The sequence below is a fragment of the Pseudescherichia sp. genome (genome assembly GCF_032052675.1).
GTDB lineage: Bacteria > Pseudomonadota > Gammaproteobacteria > Enterobacterales > Enterobacteriaceae > Pseudescherichia.
The window spans coordinates 91,076-106,700 of record NZ_DAMBWA010000012.1 but is presented as its reverse complement, the minus strand read 5'-3'; the positions used below and the strand labels follow the sequence as shown (position 1 = coordinate 106,700).

Here is a 15,625-nt window from a genome sequence, read left to right as displayed (position 1 = left end):
GGTTAGTCTGCCGCGAATAGGGTTTGAATATCATCGCGTAACAGGCGGGCATCCTCATGGATCCATGTCGCCGTCGTCATACACTGCTTCAGGTGCTGACGAAGCGCCATTACCGATGACGCATTCTGCTGGCGGATCGCCAGACTGTCACGCAGGCTCTCCTGCAGTCCGGAAAGACTCAGCGAAAATTCGGCAAAGAAGGTGGCCATCCCCGCCGTAACTGAAACATCGACCTGTGCCGCCAAAGCTTTACGAATTTGTGCACAAAAATGCGCAACATGGGCGATCAAATTCTTATGCAGCAGTGAAACATCGATAACATAACGCGTGCGGGTGACCACATAGTCATTCCACCCCCAGCCGGGATTGTTGAGCCAGCGTGACATCGACTCGCGTACACCGCTAACGCGCGACTGCCCGACCGGCAGATCCTCAGAGGCAATAGCATCAACAAAAAGCTGGCGCGTATTAAAGTTCAGGGTGCTGGCCTGGAATGCGGGCAGGCTGATGCGCGCCCGGAACCCGGTATGGCTGAGCTCCTCTTTAATGCGCGTTTCGATAGGACGCATGGCATCATGCAGGGAGCGAGTCAGGGTATTCTCCAGCTGGTCAAAACGCAGCGCCAGTTCACGCCCAATTCTCTCCTGTGCCGCCAGCAGGATCACTTCGCAGGCGGAGCGGATTTTGCTCAGCACGATCTGCGCCTGCCCCTCCTCCTCCAGCACCAGCTTGCCTGGACCAAACTCCTCGTCCTGATGGAGGCTGGCAAAGCTCAGGTTGGCCATCTCCATCAGCGTGCCATCTTTAAAATAGCTGTCGATCGCGCTAATGATATCGGCCTGCTGACCGTTGATGAAAACGTCCGCCGCGGCCAGCGCCTCGTCAACCTCATGGTTAACTTCATCGCTTACCCGCTCCTGACAGCTTTTCAGCAGGGTCATATCCTCTTCGAGACGGGCAATATTGTGCTCAAGCTTCTCAAACGCCACGGTCAGGCTCTGATAGCGGAAATCAAGATACTCGCTGGCGCTGTGAGAGTAGTTTAAGAGCTTATGGGATGCCGAACGCAGGGCGTAGAGCGAGGCGTTGGCATGGGCGGCGTGGAGCAGCTTGCGGATCGGCTGCTCAAACAGCGAATCCTCCCACAGCAGCTCCGCCGCATGATGAATGTGGGCGATGTCGTCGAGATCCGCCAGCCGCCAGCGACGGCCTAACGCCTCTTCGGCAAAGTCCTGCACCCACGGCTGCTCATCGGGATCGGGCAGCTTGCCGCGCAGGTTCAGCTCATGGCGGGCGCGGTTCGCCAGGTAGCCCCACATTGAGGAGACCGGAAAGATCTGCCCCGGGTTGATATTGCCTTTCATCAGCGTCCCGGCGATCAGCGCCCGGACCTGATCTTCATCGTCGCTGTTACGATCCTTCTGATCGAATTTATTCACCAGCGCATAGAGCGGTACCGATTTGCCTACCGCCGCGATCGCCTGGCGAACCTCTTCATCCGAGATAGATTTAAGCTGGGTATAGTCGAGCACTGCCAATACTGCCGAAGCCCGCGCCAGCTGTTCGTTTAGCATCTGCTGCAGATGGGGCTGCCCGGCCTCGTTTGGTCCGGGAGTATCCAGCAGCGTCAGCTGGCCCATATTGTTCTCCAGCCCGGCGAGGTGTACAAACTCAACCTCAATCACGGGAATATGCTCAATGGCGGTATAGGCGGAGAAGGGAAAATCGACCTCCAGCGCTTTTGACAGGCGCACCAGATCGTTCAGGCTCTTCAGACAGTGGAAAATGGGCTGCGCGCCCAGATAGTGTTTATCAAAGGCATCGCCCTGCTGGATACGTTCCAGCAGCGTCGTCATATCTTTGTCGATCTCCAGCTTTTGCGCCAGTCGCTCGCGATCGACGTTAAATAGCCGCGTCTGAAGCTGCTGGGTCAGCGCGTCGATCGGTCCAACGTGGGAAAAGTGCAGCACCGGCTCTTTCTGTCCCGGCGTGTGGCGAATAAGGGTCGGCAGGGCCGTCATTGGCCGGTTACGGTTGGGTAACACCTCGGTACCGACAATGGCGTTAATCGTCGTCGATTTTCCCGCCTTCATCGTGCCGACAATCGCCAGCACCATCTCCAGACGGGTAATTTTCCGCAACTCGTTATCCAGGGTGGCGTACTGAGCCTCCACGCCCCGGGCGCTAAAATGCAGCGGCAGCACGTTGGTCGTGTCTCTATCCCCGGCAGACAATGACTCATCCAGCGTTGCCATAGGTATGGCCTGCACCGACTGAAGATTATGCAGTGAAAGCTGTAACAGCCTCTCGGCTTCTTGGCTCAATTCGAAAATTGTCTGTGTGTGCATGATGAAAGTCTTTCCTTAACGCAAATTTTTCTTACTTTTATTTAGCCGTGCTATTTATTTAGTAAAGTTTCGGCTTTTATAATTACGTGTGGAAAATATCTAAAAAAGATAATCGCCTGATGACGCTCAGGAAAATAAATATTTTTGTCTCAACTCATCGACAGATCTTTCGTTCCGGACCAAGAAGCCAGAGCGATTAGAGAGCGTAGCGCATTTTTATGTACAACCAGGATATATCTTCGTATATTTACCCACCTAATTTGGGGGGAAGAAACCCCCTTCGGCAGAGGAGTTAGCGGGTGCAAGATGCCGTCGCGAATAACGCTCTGTGCTTCATCTCACCATATCTGAATTGGTGAAAAGTGGCAATTTCCCCCGAAAAATATTCTAAATATCATACATAAACCTATTCCTTCTGCGTCATACCGCTAGCATCGCTTACGGTTGTGACAGGTTGTGTCAAGCCTGCACATTTTTCTCTGCCTTGAGATAAAAATAATAGCACCGACAACTGTAAGGTATTAGTGTATAATCCCCCCTTTTCCCGGCCTATTGCCGAGCTTTTTGCGGGCCGTGCGTCCGCGTTGCCAGACCTTGCGAGGATCGTACCATGTCACTTCCCCACTGCCCGAAATGCCACTCTGAGTATACCTATGAAGATAACGGCCTGCTCATCTGTCCGGAGTGCGCTTATGAATGGACTGAAAGCGAAGCCACAGCCGAGGCCGATCAATTAATCGTCAAAGATGCTAACGGTAATCTGCTGGCGGAGGGCGACAGCGTCACGGTAATTAAGGATCTCAAGGTTAAAGGCAGCTCCTCAATGCTGAAGATCGGCACAAAGGTTAAAAATATTCGCCTCGTCGAGGGCGATCATAATATCGATTGCAAAATCGACGGCTTTGGCCCGATGAAGCTTAAATCAGAATTCGTTAAAAAGAATTAACGTCCGACGCCCCATTTTTAGACAGCGCTGGCACCCTCTTCATTATTCGGTAACGGTAACTTAACTCATATGTCACACTCAGCGGCCAGGATAGGACGATTCTAACCGGAGGTCGTCCATGCAGGGTGCTCAACACCATTTTCGCCGTCTATCTAAAGCCATGAGTGAGCCGGGGGTTATTGTTACCTTCAGCCCGCTTAACGATGAGTGCCAGCCGCTCGATCTCGCTAACGTCCTGCTGACGTTAACCGCCAGCAGCCGCGCCCCGTTGATTTTACAGGTTGCCAGCCTGAGCGGCGGACGTATGCTGCGCCTGACCGGCAACGGCATCGCCGATGAGCGGATGGTGGCGCCCCAGCTGCCGGAACGCATCGTTCATGAGCTTAGCGAACGTCTGCCCCCCTTCTCGCCGGATGTCGATCTGCTCCTGACCTGCGGCGAACGTCTGATGGCTATTCCCCGCTCGACCCATGTCGAAGTGCGCTGATTAGCGCTTCTGCGCCTTGCGCAGCGCCTGAGCCAGCTGGGCGCGGGTAAAGGGTTTACGCAGCAGCTCAACGTCCGGCAGAGCGGGGTTGTCTGTCGGACGCAGATCCTGGCCGCTGGTCAGCAGCAGCGCCAGTTCAGGATAGTGCTGGCGGGCATACTGCACGACCTCCGCACCGCTCAGCCTGCCCGGCAGCATCAGATCGCTTAGCAGAACGTCAATATCCGGCGCGGCGGCCAGCAGCGCCAGGGCCTGCTCGCTGTTTTCCGCCTCCAGCGTCAGGTAGCCAAGCTGGTGTAGCTGCTCGCACAGCGTTTGGCGTACGTCGGCTTCATCTTCAAGAACCAGAATAAGGCGGTCGGTGCTATCACCCTCGGGCATAGATTCAGGCTCGCTCACGTCGGGAGCCTGTCCCAATGCGCGCGGCAGATGCAGCCGCACCGTCGTCCCCTGCCCCGGCGCGCTCTCAATCTCTACCCGTCCGCCCGACTGGCGGATAAATCCATAGACCATCGATAGCCCAAGGCCGCTACCGCTGCCGGTCTGCTTGGTGGTAAAGAAGGGTTCAAACACCTGGGCTTTTACCGCCTGCGACATGCCGCAGCCGTGGTCGGACACCTCCAGCGCCACCATATCCTGGCGACGTCCATCGCTACGCGTGACCCGCTGGTTCCAGGTACGGATACGGATAACGCCGCTCCGCCCCTCCATCGCGTCGCGGGCGTTCATCACCAGGTTGATCAGGGCGTTCTCCAGCTGTCCGACGTCGATCCACGCCGCCCAGGCTGGGCTTTGCGCTTCAATCTCCAGCGTCAGGGTCGCAGGCAGAGAGTGGCGCAGCAGTTCGTTCAGGTTTTCCAGCAGAGGCTGCATCGCCACCGCCTGCGGGTGCAGGGACTGCTTGCGAGAAAACGCCAGCAGACGCTGGGTGAGCATCGCCCCGCGCTCGGCGGCCTTCAGCGCCCGGCTGATGCGGGTCGCATCCGGCGAACCGGGGCTGACCAGCTCCAGGCTACCGATAATCACTGCCAGCAGGTTATTAAAATCGTGCGCCAGACCACCCGTCAGCTGCCCCACCGCTTTCATCTTCTGGCTGTGCAGCAGCGCCTCCTCCAGCCCCTGTCGTTCGGTGCGGTCAATCTCCATCTGGGTGGTCTTCTCCCGCAGCAGCCGGGACGTGTGCTCCAGCGAGGCGGTGTTGCGGGCAAAGACGTTAAACGCACGCGCCAGCTCCCCCAGCTCATCCCGCCGCTGCAGCGCCGGAACCGAAACATCCTGCTCACCGCGCGCCAGCCGGGTCATCGCCCGGGAGATAGCGGTTAGATTTGATCCAAGATTCTGATAGATATACCAGCCCGCAAAGCCGGTGATCACCAGGGCCAGCAGCGCGAAGGCAATAATAAACAGGATAATGGATTTCAGCTCGCGGTGGCTCTGATCGGTACGCTGCTGCGACACGTCCACAACGCGCTCAACGTACTGGTTAATATCCGTATTCAAAAAGGCCACCAGCGCCTTGATATGGTACATGTACCAGCTGATCGCCAGATCGCTCTCCTCAAGCTGTAAAGAGAGCGGCCCGAGCTTGCGCAGCTCGGCGGTAAAGTCGCTCAGTATGGTGTTGATGACGGGCTGGCTGGCGCGGGCTGGCAGCTGCATCACAATCATATCCAGCGCCGCCACCGTTGGACGCGGTGAAGGGGTCTGAATAGCCGCGCTGATTAAACGGTCCATCTCATCCAGCAGCCGGGCATCCGGCACGCTGCCGCCGTCGCGCAGATTGATGCGCTGGATCTGACGCAGATAGCTCTGGTTTTGATAGAGCGAGCTGAGCAGCGCGTTACGCTGCAGATGGCGGCGGTGTCCCCGCTCCAGCATCTGCGTTGCGCTGTGCTGTAGCTCGTTGCTGCGTTGAATGATGCGTTCTACCAGCTGCTGCTCGCTTTGTGCCAGCGGCGCGTGGGCCAGCTGCTCCAGCGAGCGCCGCAGGGCCGCCTGGGTCGCCTTCAGCCGCTCGGCTTCGCCTTGATACTCCAGCGCACCCACCACCTGCGATAGCCTGACTGCCGCCGTGGCTACGTTCGCCGTATCCCGCGCAAGGTTCATGCTGCCGGTCATATCGTCCAGCGTCTGCTGTTGCACCTGCTCCTGGAGCTGGCTGGCGTGGCGAAACCCCAGTACCGCCGCCCCGCTGACCATCAGCGTTACTACCATCACCAGCAGGTTAAAGATGAGCAGGCGCCCGCGCGCGCTGGCGAAAAAGTGACTTCCTTGCTGCGGCATATCACGCTCCGGGAAGAAAAATCACAATATGACAAATATGAACGGCTTCTGACATTTTGCGTTTACGTTCCTGTGATGGAGTGCTGATATCGCCCACCCCGCAGGAGATCCGCCATGAGCAGGACACCGGTACTGGAAATGCGCAACATTGCCAAAGCCTTTGGCAAATTCTATGCGCTCAAGGGTGTGGATCTGACGGTCTGGCCCGGTGAGATCCATGCCTTGATGGGAGAGAACGGCGCGGGTAAAAGCACGCTGATGAAAATCCTCGCCGGCGCCTACACCGCCACCAGCGGTGAGATCCTGATCGACGGCCAGCCCTACAGCATTAAAGGCCCGAAGGATGCCCTCTCTGCCGGTATTACCCTGATTTACCAGGAGATGCAGCTCGCCCCGAACCTCACCGTCGCTGAGAACATTTTCCTCGGCAGCGAGCTGTCCAACGGCGGGCTGGTAAGGCGTAAAGAGATGGTTACCCAGGCGCAAAGCGTTATTAACCGCCTCGGGGCGCAGTTTAAGGCCAGCGATCTGGTGATGAAGCTGACCATTGCCGAACAGCAGCAGGTCGAGATCGCCCGGGCCTTGCACCGCAATAGCCGCGTGCTGGTGATGGATGAACCCACCGCCGCCCTCTCCTCCCGGGAGACCCATCGCCTGTTTGAGCTGATCCTGCGCCTGCGCGACGAGGGCATGGCGATTATCTATATCAGCCACCGCATGGCCGAGGTCTATGAGCTTTCTGACCGCGTCAGCGTCCTGCGTGACGGGCAGTATGTCGGCAGCCTGATGCGCGACAAGCTGAACGCTGCCGAGCTGGTGCGCATGATGGTGGGCCGCCCGCTCAGCGACCTGTTTAACAAAGAGCGCGACATCCCCCCCGGTGAAACCCGCCTCAACGTGCAGAACCTGACCGACGGCGGCAAAATCCATCCTATCAGCCTGCACGTCCGTGCCGGAGAGATCGTTGGCCTCGCGGGGCTGGTAGGGGCCGGTCGTTCCGAGCTGGCGCAGCTGATCTTTGGCGTGCGCCGCGCCACCGGTGGCGTCATTGAGATTGACGGCGAGCCGGTGGTGATCCACTCCCCGCGTACCGCTATCGATTTAGGCATTGGTTTTCTCACCGAGAACCGTAAAGAGCAGGGGCTATTTCTTGAGCTGGCCGCCGCCGAAAATATCACTATGGCGACGCTGGAGCGCGATGCGAACTACGGCATGCTGGATCGTAAAAAGGCCCAGGCTATCTCCGACGACGCTATTCAACTGCTGCAGATCCGCGTTCCCCACGCCCAGGTTCGGGCGGGAGGCCTCTCCGGCGGCAACCAGCAGAAGCTGCTGATCTCCCGCTGGGTCGCCATTAATCCGCGCATTCTGATCCTCGACGAGCCAACGCGCGGCGTCGACGTCGGAGCGAAAAGCGAGATCTACCGCATCATGAACCAGATGGCGCACAAAGGCGTGGCGATCCTAATGATCTCCAGCGAGCTGCCGGAGGTGGTTGGCATGAGCGACCGCGTGTACGTAATGCATGAAGGCACTATTGCCGGCGAGCTGCAGGGCGAAGAGATCACTCAGGAAAACATAATGACGCTGGCAACCGGCGTTGATGAGGCGGTACATCATGGCTAAAAAAGAGACCTTAGCACCTACCCCGCAGCAGGTCGCAAAATCGGCATCGGCGAAAAAGATGCTGATGGGCGATCTGATGCAAACGGTCGGGATCCTGCCGATCCTGATCCTTATCGTTGCCGTTTTTGGTTTTATCGCACCTAACTTCTTTACCGAGAGTAACCTGCTCAATATTACCCGTCAGGCGTCAATCAATATTGTGCTGGCGGCAGGCATGACCTTCATTATCTTAACCGGCGGCATTGATCTGTCGGTCGGCTCGATACTGGGCACCACCGCCGTGGCGGCGATGGTGGTCTCGCTGATCCCGGAGCTGTCGATGCTGTCGATCCCGGCGGCGCTGATGCTCGGCCTGGTGCTGGGGCTGTTTAACGGCGCGCTGGTGGCCTTTGCCGGGCTGCCGCCGTTTATTGTCACCCTCGGAACCTATACCGCCCTGCGCGGCGCGGCCTACCTGCTGGCGGACGGCACCACGGTGATCAACTCCAGTATTAGCTTCGAGTGGATCGGCAATAACTACCTCGGGCCGATCCCGTGGCTGGTGGTGATCGCCCTGGTAGTCATTGCGGTGTGCTGGTTTATTCTGCGCCGCACCACCCTTGGGGTTCACATCTACGCCGTCGGCGGCAACATGCAGGCGGCGCGCCTGACCGGGATCAAGGTGTGGCTGGTGCTGCTCTTCGTCTACGGCATGAGCGGCCTGCTCTCCGGCCTCGGCGGGGTGATGAGCGCCTCGCGCCTCTACAGCGCCAACGGCAACCTCGGTACGGGCTACGAGCTGGACGCCATCGCGGCGGTGATCCTCGGCGGCACCAGCTTTGTCGGCGGCATCGGCACCATCACCGGTACGCTGGTGGGGGCGCTGATTATCGCCACTCTCAACAACGGCATGACGCTGATGGGCGTCTCCTACTTCTGGCAGCTGGTGATCAAAGGGGCGGTGATCATCATTGCGGTGCTAATCGATAAATACCGTACCCGTCACCATCAAAGTGCATAACAACAATACCCTACACATAAGGAACAGAATATGCGTTTGAAACCCTTAGTCACCGCGCTCTGTGCTGGCGCCCTGCTTGCCGCAACGCCGTTTGCGCAGGCGAAAGACCTGAAGTCCATCGGCGTGACGGTGGGCGACCTGGCGAACCCGTTCTTTGTCCAGATCACCAAGGGCGCAGAGCTGGAGGCGCGCAAGCTGGCCGGGGATAACGTGAAGGTGACCCTGGTCTCCAGCGGCTACGATCTCGGCCAGCAGGTATCGCAGATCGATAACTTTATTGCCGCGAAAGTGGACATGATCATTCTTAACGCGGCGGATTCCAAAGGCATCGGCCCGGCGGTGAAGCGCGCGAAAGAGGCCGGGATCGTGGTAGTAGCGGTTGACGTGGCGGCCGAAGGCGCCGATGCGACCATCACCTCCGATAACACCCAGGCAGGCGAGATCGCCTGTAAGTACATCACCGATCGCCTGAAAGGCAAAGGCGACGTGGTGATCATCAACGGGCCGCCGGTTTCGGCGGTGCAGAACCGCGTTGAGGGCTGCCAGACCGAGTTCAAGCGTCATCCGGATATCAAGGTGCTCTCCTGGAACCAGAACGCCAAAGGCAGCCGTGAAGGTGGCCTGGAGGTGATGACCTCCCTGCTGGCGGCCAATCCGAAGATCGACGGCGTGTTCGCCATTAACGATCCTACCGCGATCGGGGCCGATCTGGCGGCGAAGCAGGCCCAGCGCAGCGAATTCTTTATCGTTGGCGTAGACGGCTCGCCGGACGGGGAAGAGGCGCTGAAGCGTGAAAACTCGCTGTTCGTGGCCACCCCGGCGCAGGATCCGCAGGTTATGGCGGCGAAGGCGGTAGAGATTGGCTATGACATTCTGCAGGGCAAACCCGCGCCGAAAGAGCCGGTGCTGATCCCGGTCACGATGATCGATAAGCAGAGCGTGGCGAACTACAAAGGCTGGACAGTTAAATAACGTCAAGGCCGGGTGGCGCTGCGCTTACCCGGCCTACGATTCTGGAGGCCCGTATATGAAACGCTCCGCGATTAACGAAATCCTTGGCCATACGCGGCAGTTTTTCTCTATGCACGACGTGCACCTGCCGGCGTTTGCCAGCTTTGCCCCGTCCAGATGGCGACAGCTGCCTGCTGAAGCCTGGCAGGAGGTGTTCGACCTTCGGCTGGGCTGGGACGTCACTGCCTTTGGCGGAACGGACTTTACGGCGCAGGGGCTGACGCTCTTCACCCTGCGCAACGGCTCCCCCACCGGAACGCCGTGGCCCAAATGCTATGCGGAGAAGATCATGCATGTCCGCGACGGCCAGCTGACCCCCATGCATTTTCACTGGCGCAAGCGCGAAGACATTATTAACCGCGGCGGCGGTAATTTGATTATCGAGCTGTGGAACGCCGGGAGTGACGAGCAAACCGAACAGACCGACGTGACCGTGGCCATCGACGGCTGTTTACAGACGCATACGGCGGGTAGCCAGCTGCGCCTGTCGCCAGGCGAGAGCATCTGCCTGCCGCCGGGGCTGTATCACAGCTTCTGGGGCGAGCACGGCTTTGGTGACGTGCTGGTGGGCGAGGTCTCCTCCGTCAATGACGATGACCATGACAACCACTTCCTGCAGCCGCGCGATCGCTATAACAGCATTGAAGAAGATGAGCCGGCTCAGCTGGTGCTCTGTAACGAATACTCCCTGTTTCTTCACCCGGTTCCCTAACCAAGGAGGCTACAATGCCGCTGATCTCTCTCGCCGATGGGCTGAAACATGCCCGTGTGCACCAGTATGCGCTGGGCGCCTTTAACGTGCTGGATACCCACTTTCTACGGGCGCTGTTTGCCGCTGCAAAGCAGCAGCGCTCGCCGTTTATCATCAATATTGCCGAAGTGCACTTTAAGTATCTGTCGCTGGATACGCTGGTAGAGGCGGTGAAGTATGAGGCCGCCCGGCACGATATTCCGGTAGTGCTCAACCTCGATCACGGCCTGCACTTTGAGGCGGTCGTCCAGGCCCTGCGTCTTGGCTTTACCTCCGTGATGTTTGACGGTTCGACGCTGGACTATGAGGAGAATGTGCGTCAGACGCGAGAGGTGGTGAAGATGTGCCACGCGGTGGGCGTCTCGGTTGAAGGTGAGCTGGGGGCGGTAGGTGGTGACGAAGGCGGAGCGCTCTACGGCCATGCCGACGAGGCCTTCTTTACCGATCCGGAAAAAGCCCGAGATTTTGTTGACCGCACCGGCATCGATGCGCTGGCCGTGGCGATCGGTAACGCCCACGGCAAATACAAAGGTGAGCCGAAGCTCGACTTTGCGCGTCTGGAGGCGATTCGCCAGCAGACCGCCCTGCCGCTGGTGCTGCACGGCGGCTCCGGTATCAGCGACGCGGACTTCCGCCGCGCCATTAGCCTGGGCATCCACAAAATCAACTTCTATACCGGTATGTCACAGGCCGCGTTGGCCGCGGTGGACAAAAGCATGACCGCGCGGGATCAGATCTACGACGAGTTCGCCGAGCTGATGCTCAGCATTGAGCAGGCGATCACCGATATTGTTGCCGAGCAGATGCGCATCTTCGGCAGCGAGGGGAAAATCTAATGACACGCAAAGGCATCATCGCGGCGGGCAATATGCTGGTGGATCATGTTCACCAGATCGTGCAGTGGCCAGAGCGCGGCTGGCTGGCGGAGATCGTCCACAGCGAGCGCTCCACCGGCGGCGCACCGCTGAACGTTCTGCTGACGCTGGCGAAGATGCGCACCGGCCTGCCGCTGCAGGCGGTGGGGTTGGTGGGTGAAGATAACGACGGCGACTACATTATGGCGATGCTGGAGCAGTACCACGTTAACCGCCAGCATGTGCAGCGCACTACTTTTGCCCCTACCTCCATGTCACAGGTGATGACCGATCCCAGCGGCCAGCGCACCTTTTTCCACTCTCCCGGCGCTAACCGCCTGCTGGACCTGCCCGCCTTCGATCGCCTTGATGGCACCATGAAGATTTTCCATCTCGGTTACCTGCTGCTGCTGGATAGCCTGGATATGCCAGACGACGAGTTTGGCACGCGCAGCGCCCGGCTGCTGGCGCAGATGCATAACCTCGGCTTTGAAACTTCGCTTGACCTGGTATCACGCAAAGGCGATCCGCGCTATCGGCCGCTGGTTAACCCGGCCCTGAAGCATCTGGACTATCTGGTGATTAACGAGCTGGAGGCGGGTGAGTTTAGCGAGCTGGCGATCCGCCACGAAAACGGCGAGCCGCATATCGAGCATATTGCCCAGGCGGCGGCGCAGCTGCTGGCAGCAGGGGTGAAGCAGCGGGTGGTGATCCACTGCCCTGAAGGTGCCTGGGGGCAAACGCCGCAGGGACCAGGATTCTGGCTCCCCTCCTGGCATCTGGCGCAGGAGGAGATTGTCGGCAGCGTGGGGGCGGGAGATGCGTTCTGCGCCGGGTTCCTCTACGGCTGTCATGAAGCCTGGCCGCTACTGGAAAGTATCCAGCTTGCCCACGTCTGCGCCAGGGCCAGCCTGCTTGCCGCCAACGCCATCGACGGGGCGAAATCCCTGGATGAGCATCGGGCCTTTATCCGCGATAACGCTCAGGCAGCGATCTCGTTATGAACGACGTCGGCAGCGAAAACGTAGCCCAGACCACGGATTGTTTTGATCAGCGCGGGCTGGTGTGGATTCTGCTCGATTTTGCGCCGCAGCCGCATAATCAACACGTCAATGGTGCGGTCAAAAACGTCCATGCTCTCGCTATGGGTGAGGGCCAGCAACTGTTCGCGGTTCAGTACCCGCCGCGCATTCTGCATCAGCGCCAGCAGCAGGCCATACTCGCCCTGGGTGAGCGGCGTTAATTGGCCGTGTGGATCGTGCAGCTCACAGCGGGTGGTATTCAGACTCCAGCCGTTAAAGGCCATATCCGCTCCTTTCGGTAGCGGAACCTCCGCCGCCAGCGCGCCGGTACGCCGCAGCACCGCCTTCAGACGGGCGACCACCACGCGGGGGTTAAAGGGTTTGGCGATGTAGTCGTCCGCCCCCATCTCCAGGCCCACCACCACGTCCGATTCGCTGCCCAGCCCGGTAAGCATCACCACCGGCAGCGCGGGCCGCACGCGTTGCAGCTGCTGTAGCACCATCAGCCCGTTGGTATCCGGTAGGACCATATCCAGCAGCACCAGCGCGATTTCGGGTTGTTCCGCGGCAAGCGTCAGCGCTTCCCGGCCGCTATGGCAAACGTGCACGGCAAAGACATGCTCGTTAAGCACGTCCTGCAAGAGTTCGCAGACTGCCGCATCATCATCTACTACCAGAATTGCCGGTTTCATTATCTACGCCCACCCGAGAGACATGCCCTAAGTGTTAGCCATTCTGGTGAGGATCGGCAGCAAATCACACTGCGACGTGCTGGATCTTTAACCGCTGTCACACCCCTTCGCCTTTCGACACGTCAAATATGTCGATGGCCGGTTTTTCGTCAGCGTTTTGACCAAAATTCGCCCGTAATCTCTGGCCATATCCACACTAAAAATGTGGCATGCAAGATGCATAGTGGGGCCAGGAGCGCAAATGCGCGCTGTGTTTAACTGGAGCAGAAGCGATGAAAAAAGTCGTCACGGTTTGCCCGTACTGCGCCTCAGGTTGCAAGATCAACCTCGTGGTGGATAACGGTAAAATCGTTCGCGCGGAGGCGGCACAGGGGAAAACCAATCAGGGAACCCTGTGCCTGAAAGGCTACTACGGCTGGGATTTTATCAACGATACCCAGATCCTCACCCCGCGTCTGAAAACACCTATGATCCGTCGCCAGCGCGGCGGCAAGCTGGAGTCGGTCTCCTGGGACGAAGCGCTGAACTACGTCGCCGACCGCCTGAGCGCCATCAAAGAGAAATATGGTCCGGACGCGATCCAGACCACCGGCTCGTCGCGCGGGACCGGCAACGAAACCAACTACGTGATGCAGAAATTTGCGCGCGCCGTTATTGGCACCAATAACGTCGACTGCTGCGCACGCGTTTGACACGGCCCCTCGGTTGCAGGTCTGCACCAGTCGGTCGGTAATGGCGCAATGAGTAATGCCATCACGGAAATTGATAACACGGATTTGGTCTTTGTCTTTGGCTATAACCCGGCAGATTCCCACCCTATCGTCGCCAATCATGTGATTCGTGCGAAGCGTAACGGGGCGAAAATTATTGTCTGCGATCCGCGCAAAATCGAAACCGCGCGCATTGCCGATATGCACCTTGCGTTGAGGAACGGCTCGAACATCGCGCTGCTCAACGCCCTTGGGCATGTCATCGTTGAAGAGAAGCTCTACGACGCGGCGTTCGTGGCGAACCGTACCCAGGGCTTTGACGACTATTGCAAAATTGTTGAAGGCTACACGCCAGAGTCGGTTGAGGATATTACCGGCGTCAGCGCCCAGGCGATCCGCCAGGCCGCGCGGCTCTATGCTGGAGCGAAAACGGCCACTATTCTGTGGGGCATGGGCGTGACCCAGTTCTATCAGGGCGTGGAGACGGTGCGTTCCCTTACCAGCCTGGCGATGCTCACCGGCAACCTGGGCAAGGCGCACGTCGGCGTCAACCCGGTACGCGGGCAAAACAACGTACAGGGCGCGTGTGATATGGGTGCCCTGCCGGACACCTATCCGGGCTACCAGTACATCAGCGATCCGGCGAACCGGGAAAAATTCGCCCGCGCCTGGGGCGTAGAGAGCCTGCCGGCCCATACCGGCTACCGCATCAGCGAGCTGCCGCATCGGGCGGCGCATGGTGAAGTGCGGGCAGCCTATATCATGGGCGAGGATCCGCTGCAGACCGACGCCGAGCTTTCGGCGGTGCGCAAAGGGTTTGAGGATCTTGAGCTGGTCATCGTGCAGGATATCTTTATGACCAAAACCGCGGCGGCGGCGGATGTGATTTTGCCGTCAACGTCGTGGGGCGAGCATGAGGGCGTCTATACGGCGGCGGATCGCGGCTTCCAGCGCTTCTTCAAGGCGGTGGAACCGCAGTGGGATCTGAAAACCGACTGGCAGATTATCAGCGAGATCGCCACGCGGATGGGCTACCCCATGCACTACAACAATACCCAGGAGATTTGGGACGAGCTGCGCCACCTCTGCCCTGACTTCTACGGTGCGACCTACGAAAAAATGGGCGAGCTGGGCTACATTCAGTGGCCGTGCCGTGACGAGTCGGACGCTGACCAGGGGACGTCATACCTCTTCAAAGAGAAGTTTGATACCGACACCGGGCTGGCGAAATTCTTTACCTGTGACTGGGTAGCCCCGATTGATAAGCTCACCGACGACTACCCAATGGTGCTCTCTACGGTGCGTGAGGTGGGCCACTACTCCTGCCGCTCAATGACCGGCAACTGTGCGGCCCTGGCCGCGCTGGCCGATGAGCCGGGCTATGCGCAGCTCAACACCGCCGACGCCGCCCGGCTCGGCATTGAAGATGAGGCCCTGGTGTGGGTCAACTCGCGTAAGGGAAGAATCATCACCCGGGCGCAGGTCAGCGACCGTCCGAACCAGGGCGCGGTCTACATGACCTACCAGTGGTGGATTGGGGCCTGTAACGAGTTGGTCACCGAGAACCTGAGTCCGATAACCAAAACGCCGGAGTATAAGTACTGCGCCGTACGCGTTGAGGCCATCGACGATCAGCAGGCCGCCGAGCGGTACGTTATCGACGAGTACAACAAGCTTAAATCCCGACTGCGGGAGAGTGCATTAGGTTAAAACAGCACGACTAATTAATAACGGCCTCGCATAAGGGGCCGTTATTATATATTCATGCGTATTATTATTTATAAAGCTCTGTGAGTGTGCTCGAAGAAAAATGTAATTATCTCACTGAAATTACATTGCTATTTTCCTTCCCTTTTACTCAAGGGGAGATATCATTATCGGCGGGTGCTTAAGGC

At 58.6% G+C, this 15,625-nt stretch carries 12 protein-coding genes; 9 read left to right on the top strand and 3 right to left on the bottom strand.

Annotated elements, in window-relative coordinates:
• Nucleotides 1–2 precede the first annotated feature (2 nt).
• Nucleotides 3–2,348, bottom strand: a complete 2,346-nt coding sequence (gene crfC, locus RTX96_RS16050) for a clamp-binding protein CrfC (RefSeq protein ID WP_312671544.1) — start codon at nucleotides 2,346–2,348, stop codon at nucleotides 3–5.
• A gap of 610 nt (nucleotides 2,349–2,958) precedes the next feature.
• Here crfC and RTX96_RS16045 point away from each other — a divergent pair.
• A complete protein-coding gene (locus tag RTX96_RS16045; protein ID WP_103818692.1) occupies nucleotides 2,959–3,294 on the top strand; it encodes a zinc ribbon domain-containing protein YjdM in 336 nt (111 codons plus the stop codon).
• 118 nt (nucleotides 3,295–3,412) lie between these two features.
• On the top strand, nucleotides 3,413–3,781 hold the full coding sequence (locus RTX96_RS16040; RefSeq protein WP_103818693.1) for a phosphonate C-P lyase system protein PhnH: 369 nt from the start codon (nucleotides 3,413–3,415) through the stop codon (nucleotides 3,779–3,781).
• Here RTX96_RS16040 and RTX96_RS16035 read toward each other — a convergent pair whose 3' ends face one another.
• Entirely contained in the window at nucleotides 3,782–6,064 is a 2,283-nt protein-coding gene (locus tag RTX96_RS16035) for a hybrid sensor histidine kinase/response regulator (RefSeq protein ID WP_103818694.1), read from the bottom strand.
• A gap of 114 nt (nucleotides 6,065–6,178) precedes the next feature.
• On the opposite strand from RTX96_RS16035, the gene RTX96_RS16030 reads away from it, so the two are divergent.
• Genes RTX96_RS16030 through RTX96_RS16005 form a run of 6 tightly spaced genes read left to right on the top strand, consistent with a single transcriptional unit; the run spans nucleotide 6,179 to nucleotide 12,310 of the window.
• A complete protein-coding gene (locus RTX96_RS16030; protein WP_312671543.1) occupies nucleotides 6,179–7,690 on the top strand; it encodes a sugar ABC transporter ATP-binding protein in 1,512 nt (503 codons plus the stop codon).
• The gene (locus RTX96_RS16025) at nucleotides 7,680–8,690 is read left to right on the top strand and encodes an ABC transporter permease subunit (protein WP_181016576.1); all 1,011 of its coding nucleotides are present in this window, start codon (nucleotides 7,680–7,682) and stop codon (nucleotides 8,688–8,690) included. The genes RTX96_RS16030 and RTX96_RS16025 overlap by 11 nt, the downstream gene beginning before the upstream one ends.
• 30 nt (nucleotides 8,691–8,720) lie before the next feature.
• Entirely contained in the window at nucleotides 8,721–9,662 is a 942-nt protein-coding gene (locus RTX96_RS16020; protein ID WP_103818697.1) for an ABC transporter substrate-binding protein, read from the top strand.
• 55 nt (nucleotides 9,663–9,717) lie between these two features.
• Nucleotides 9,718–10,413, top strand: a complete 696-nt coding sequence (locus RTX96_RS16015; RefSeq protein WP_103818698.1) for a D-lyxose/D-mannose family sugar isomerase — start codon at nucleotides 9,718–9,720, stop codon at nucleotides 10,411–10,413.
• Between the two features lie 14 nt (nucleotides 10,414–10,427).
• Nucleotides 10,428–11,288 carry a ketose 1,6-bisphosphate aldolase gene (locus RTX96_RS16010; RefSeq protein WP_103818699.1) on the top strand — a complete coding sequence of 287 codons (861 nt, stop codon included), beginning with the start codon at nucleotides 10,428–10,430 and terminating at the stop codon, nucleotides 11,286–11,288.
• The gene (locus RTX96_RS16005; RefSeq protein ID WP_312671542.1) at nucleotides 11,288–12,310 is read left to right on the top strand and encodes a carbohydrate kinase family protein; all 1,023 of its coding nucleotides are present in this window, start codon (nucleotides 11,288–11,290) and stop codon (nucleotides 12,308–12,310) included. Before RTX96_RS16010 ends, RTX96_RS16005 begins: the two co-directional genes overlap by 1 nt.
• Here the strand turns inward: RTX96_RS16005 and RTX96_RS16000 are convergent.
• Nucleotides 12,289–13,020 (bottom strand): response regulator, encoded by a 732-nt coding sequence (locus RTX96_RS16000; RefSeq protein ID WP_103818801.1) that lies wholly within the window; start codon nucleotides 13,018–13,020, stop codon nucleotides 12,289–12,291. The two genes, RTX96_RS16005 and RTX96_RS16000, sit on opposite strands and share 22 nt — an antisense overlap.
• Nucleotides 13,021–13,292: 272 nt before the next feature.
• On the opposite strand from RTX96_RS16000, the gene fdhF reads away from it, so the two are divergent.
• Entirely contained in the window at nucleotides 13,293–15,440 is a 2,148-nt protein-coding gene (fdhF, locus tag RTX96_RS15995; RefSeq protein WP_103818802.1) for a formate dehydrogenase subunit alpha, read from the top strand.
• Nucleotides 15,441–15,625: the final 185 nt, after the last annotated feature.

Excerpts from the sequence above, each read along its gene's own strand:
- RTX96_RS16005 (WP_312671542.1), top strand. The coding sequence starts at position 11,288 with ATGACACGCAAAGGCATCATCGCGGCGGGCAATATGCTGGTGGATCAT.
- RTX96_RS16030 (WP_312671543.1), top strand. The coding sequence starts at position 6,179 with ATGAGCAGGACACCGGTACTGGAAATGCGCAACATTGCCAAAGCCTTT.
- RTX96_RS16045 (WP_103818692.1), top strand. The coding sequence starts at position 2,959 with ATGTCACTTCCCCACTGCCCGAAATGCCACTCTGAGTATACCTATGAA.
- RTX96_RS16035 (WP_103818694.1), bottom strand. The coding sequence starts at position 6,064 with ATGCCGCAGCAAGGAAGTCACTTTTTCGCCAGCGCGCGCGGGCGCCTG.
- RTX96_RS16020 (WP_103818697.1), top strand. The coding sequence starts at position 8,721 with ATGCGTTTGAAACCCTTAGTCACCGCGCTCTGTGCTGGCGCCCTGCTT.
- RTX96_RS16040 (WP_103818693.1), top strand. The coding sequence starts at position 3,413 with ATGCAGGGTGCTCAACACCATTTTCGCCGTCTATCTAAAGCCATGAGT.
- RTX96_RS16015 (WP_103818698.1), top strand. The coding sequence starts at position 9,718 with ATGAAACGCTCCGCGATTAACGAAATCCTTGGCCATACGCGGCAGTTT.
- RTX96_RS16010 (WP_103818699.1), top strand. The coding sequence starts at position 10,428 with ATGCCGCTGATCTCTCTCGCCGATGGGCTGAAACATGCCCGTGTGCAC.
- crfC (WP_312671544.1), bottom strand. The coding sequence starts at position 2,348 with ATGCACACACAGACAATTTTCGAATTGAGCCAAGAAGCCGAGAGGCTG.
- RTX96_RS16000 (WP_103818801.1), bottom strand. The coding sequence starts at position 13,020 with ATGAAACCGGCAATTCTGGTAGTAGATGATGATGCGGCAGTCTGCGAA.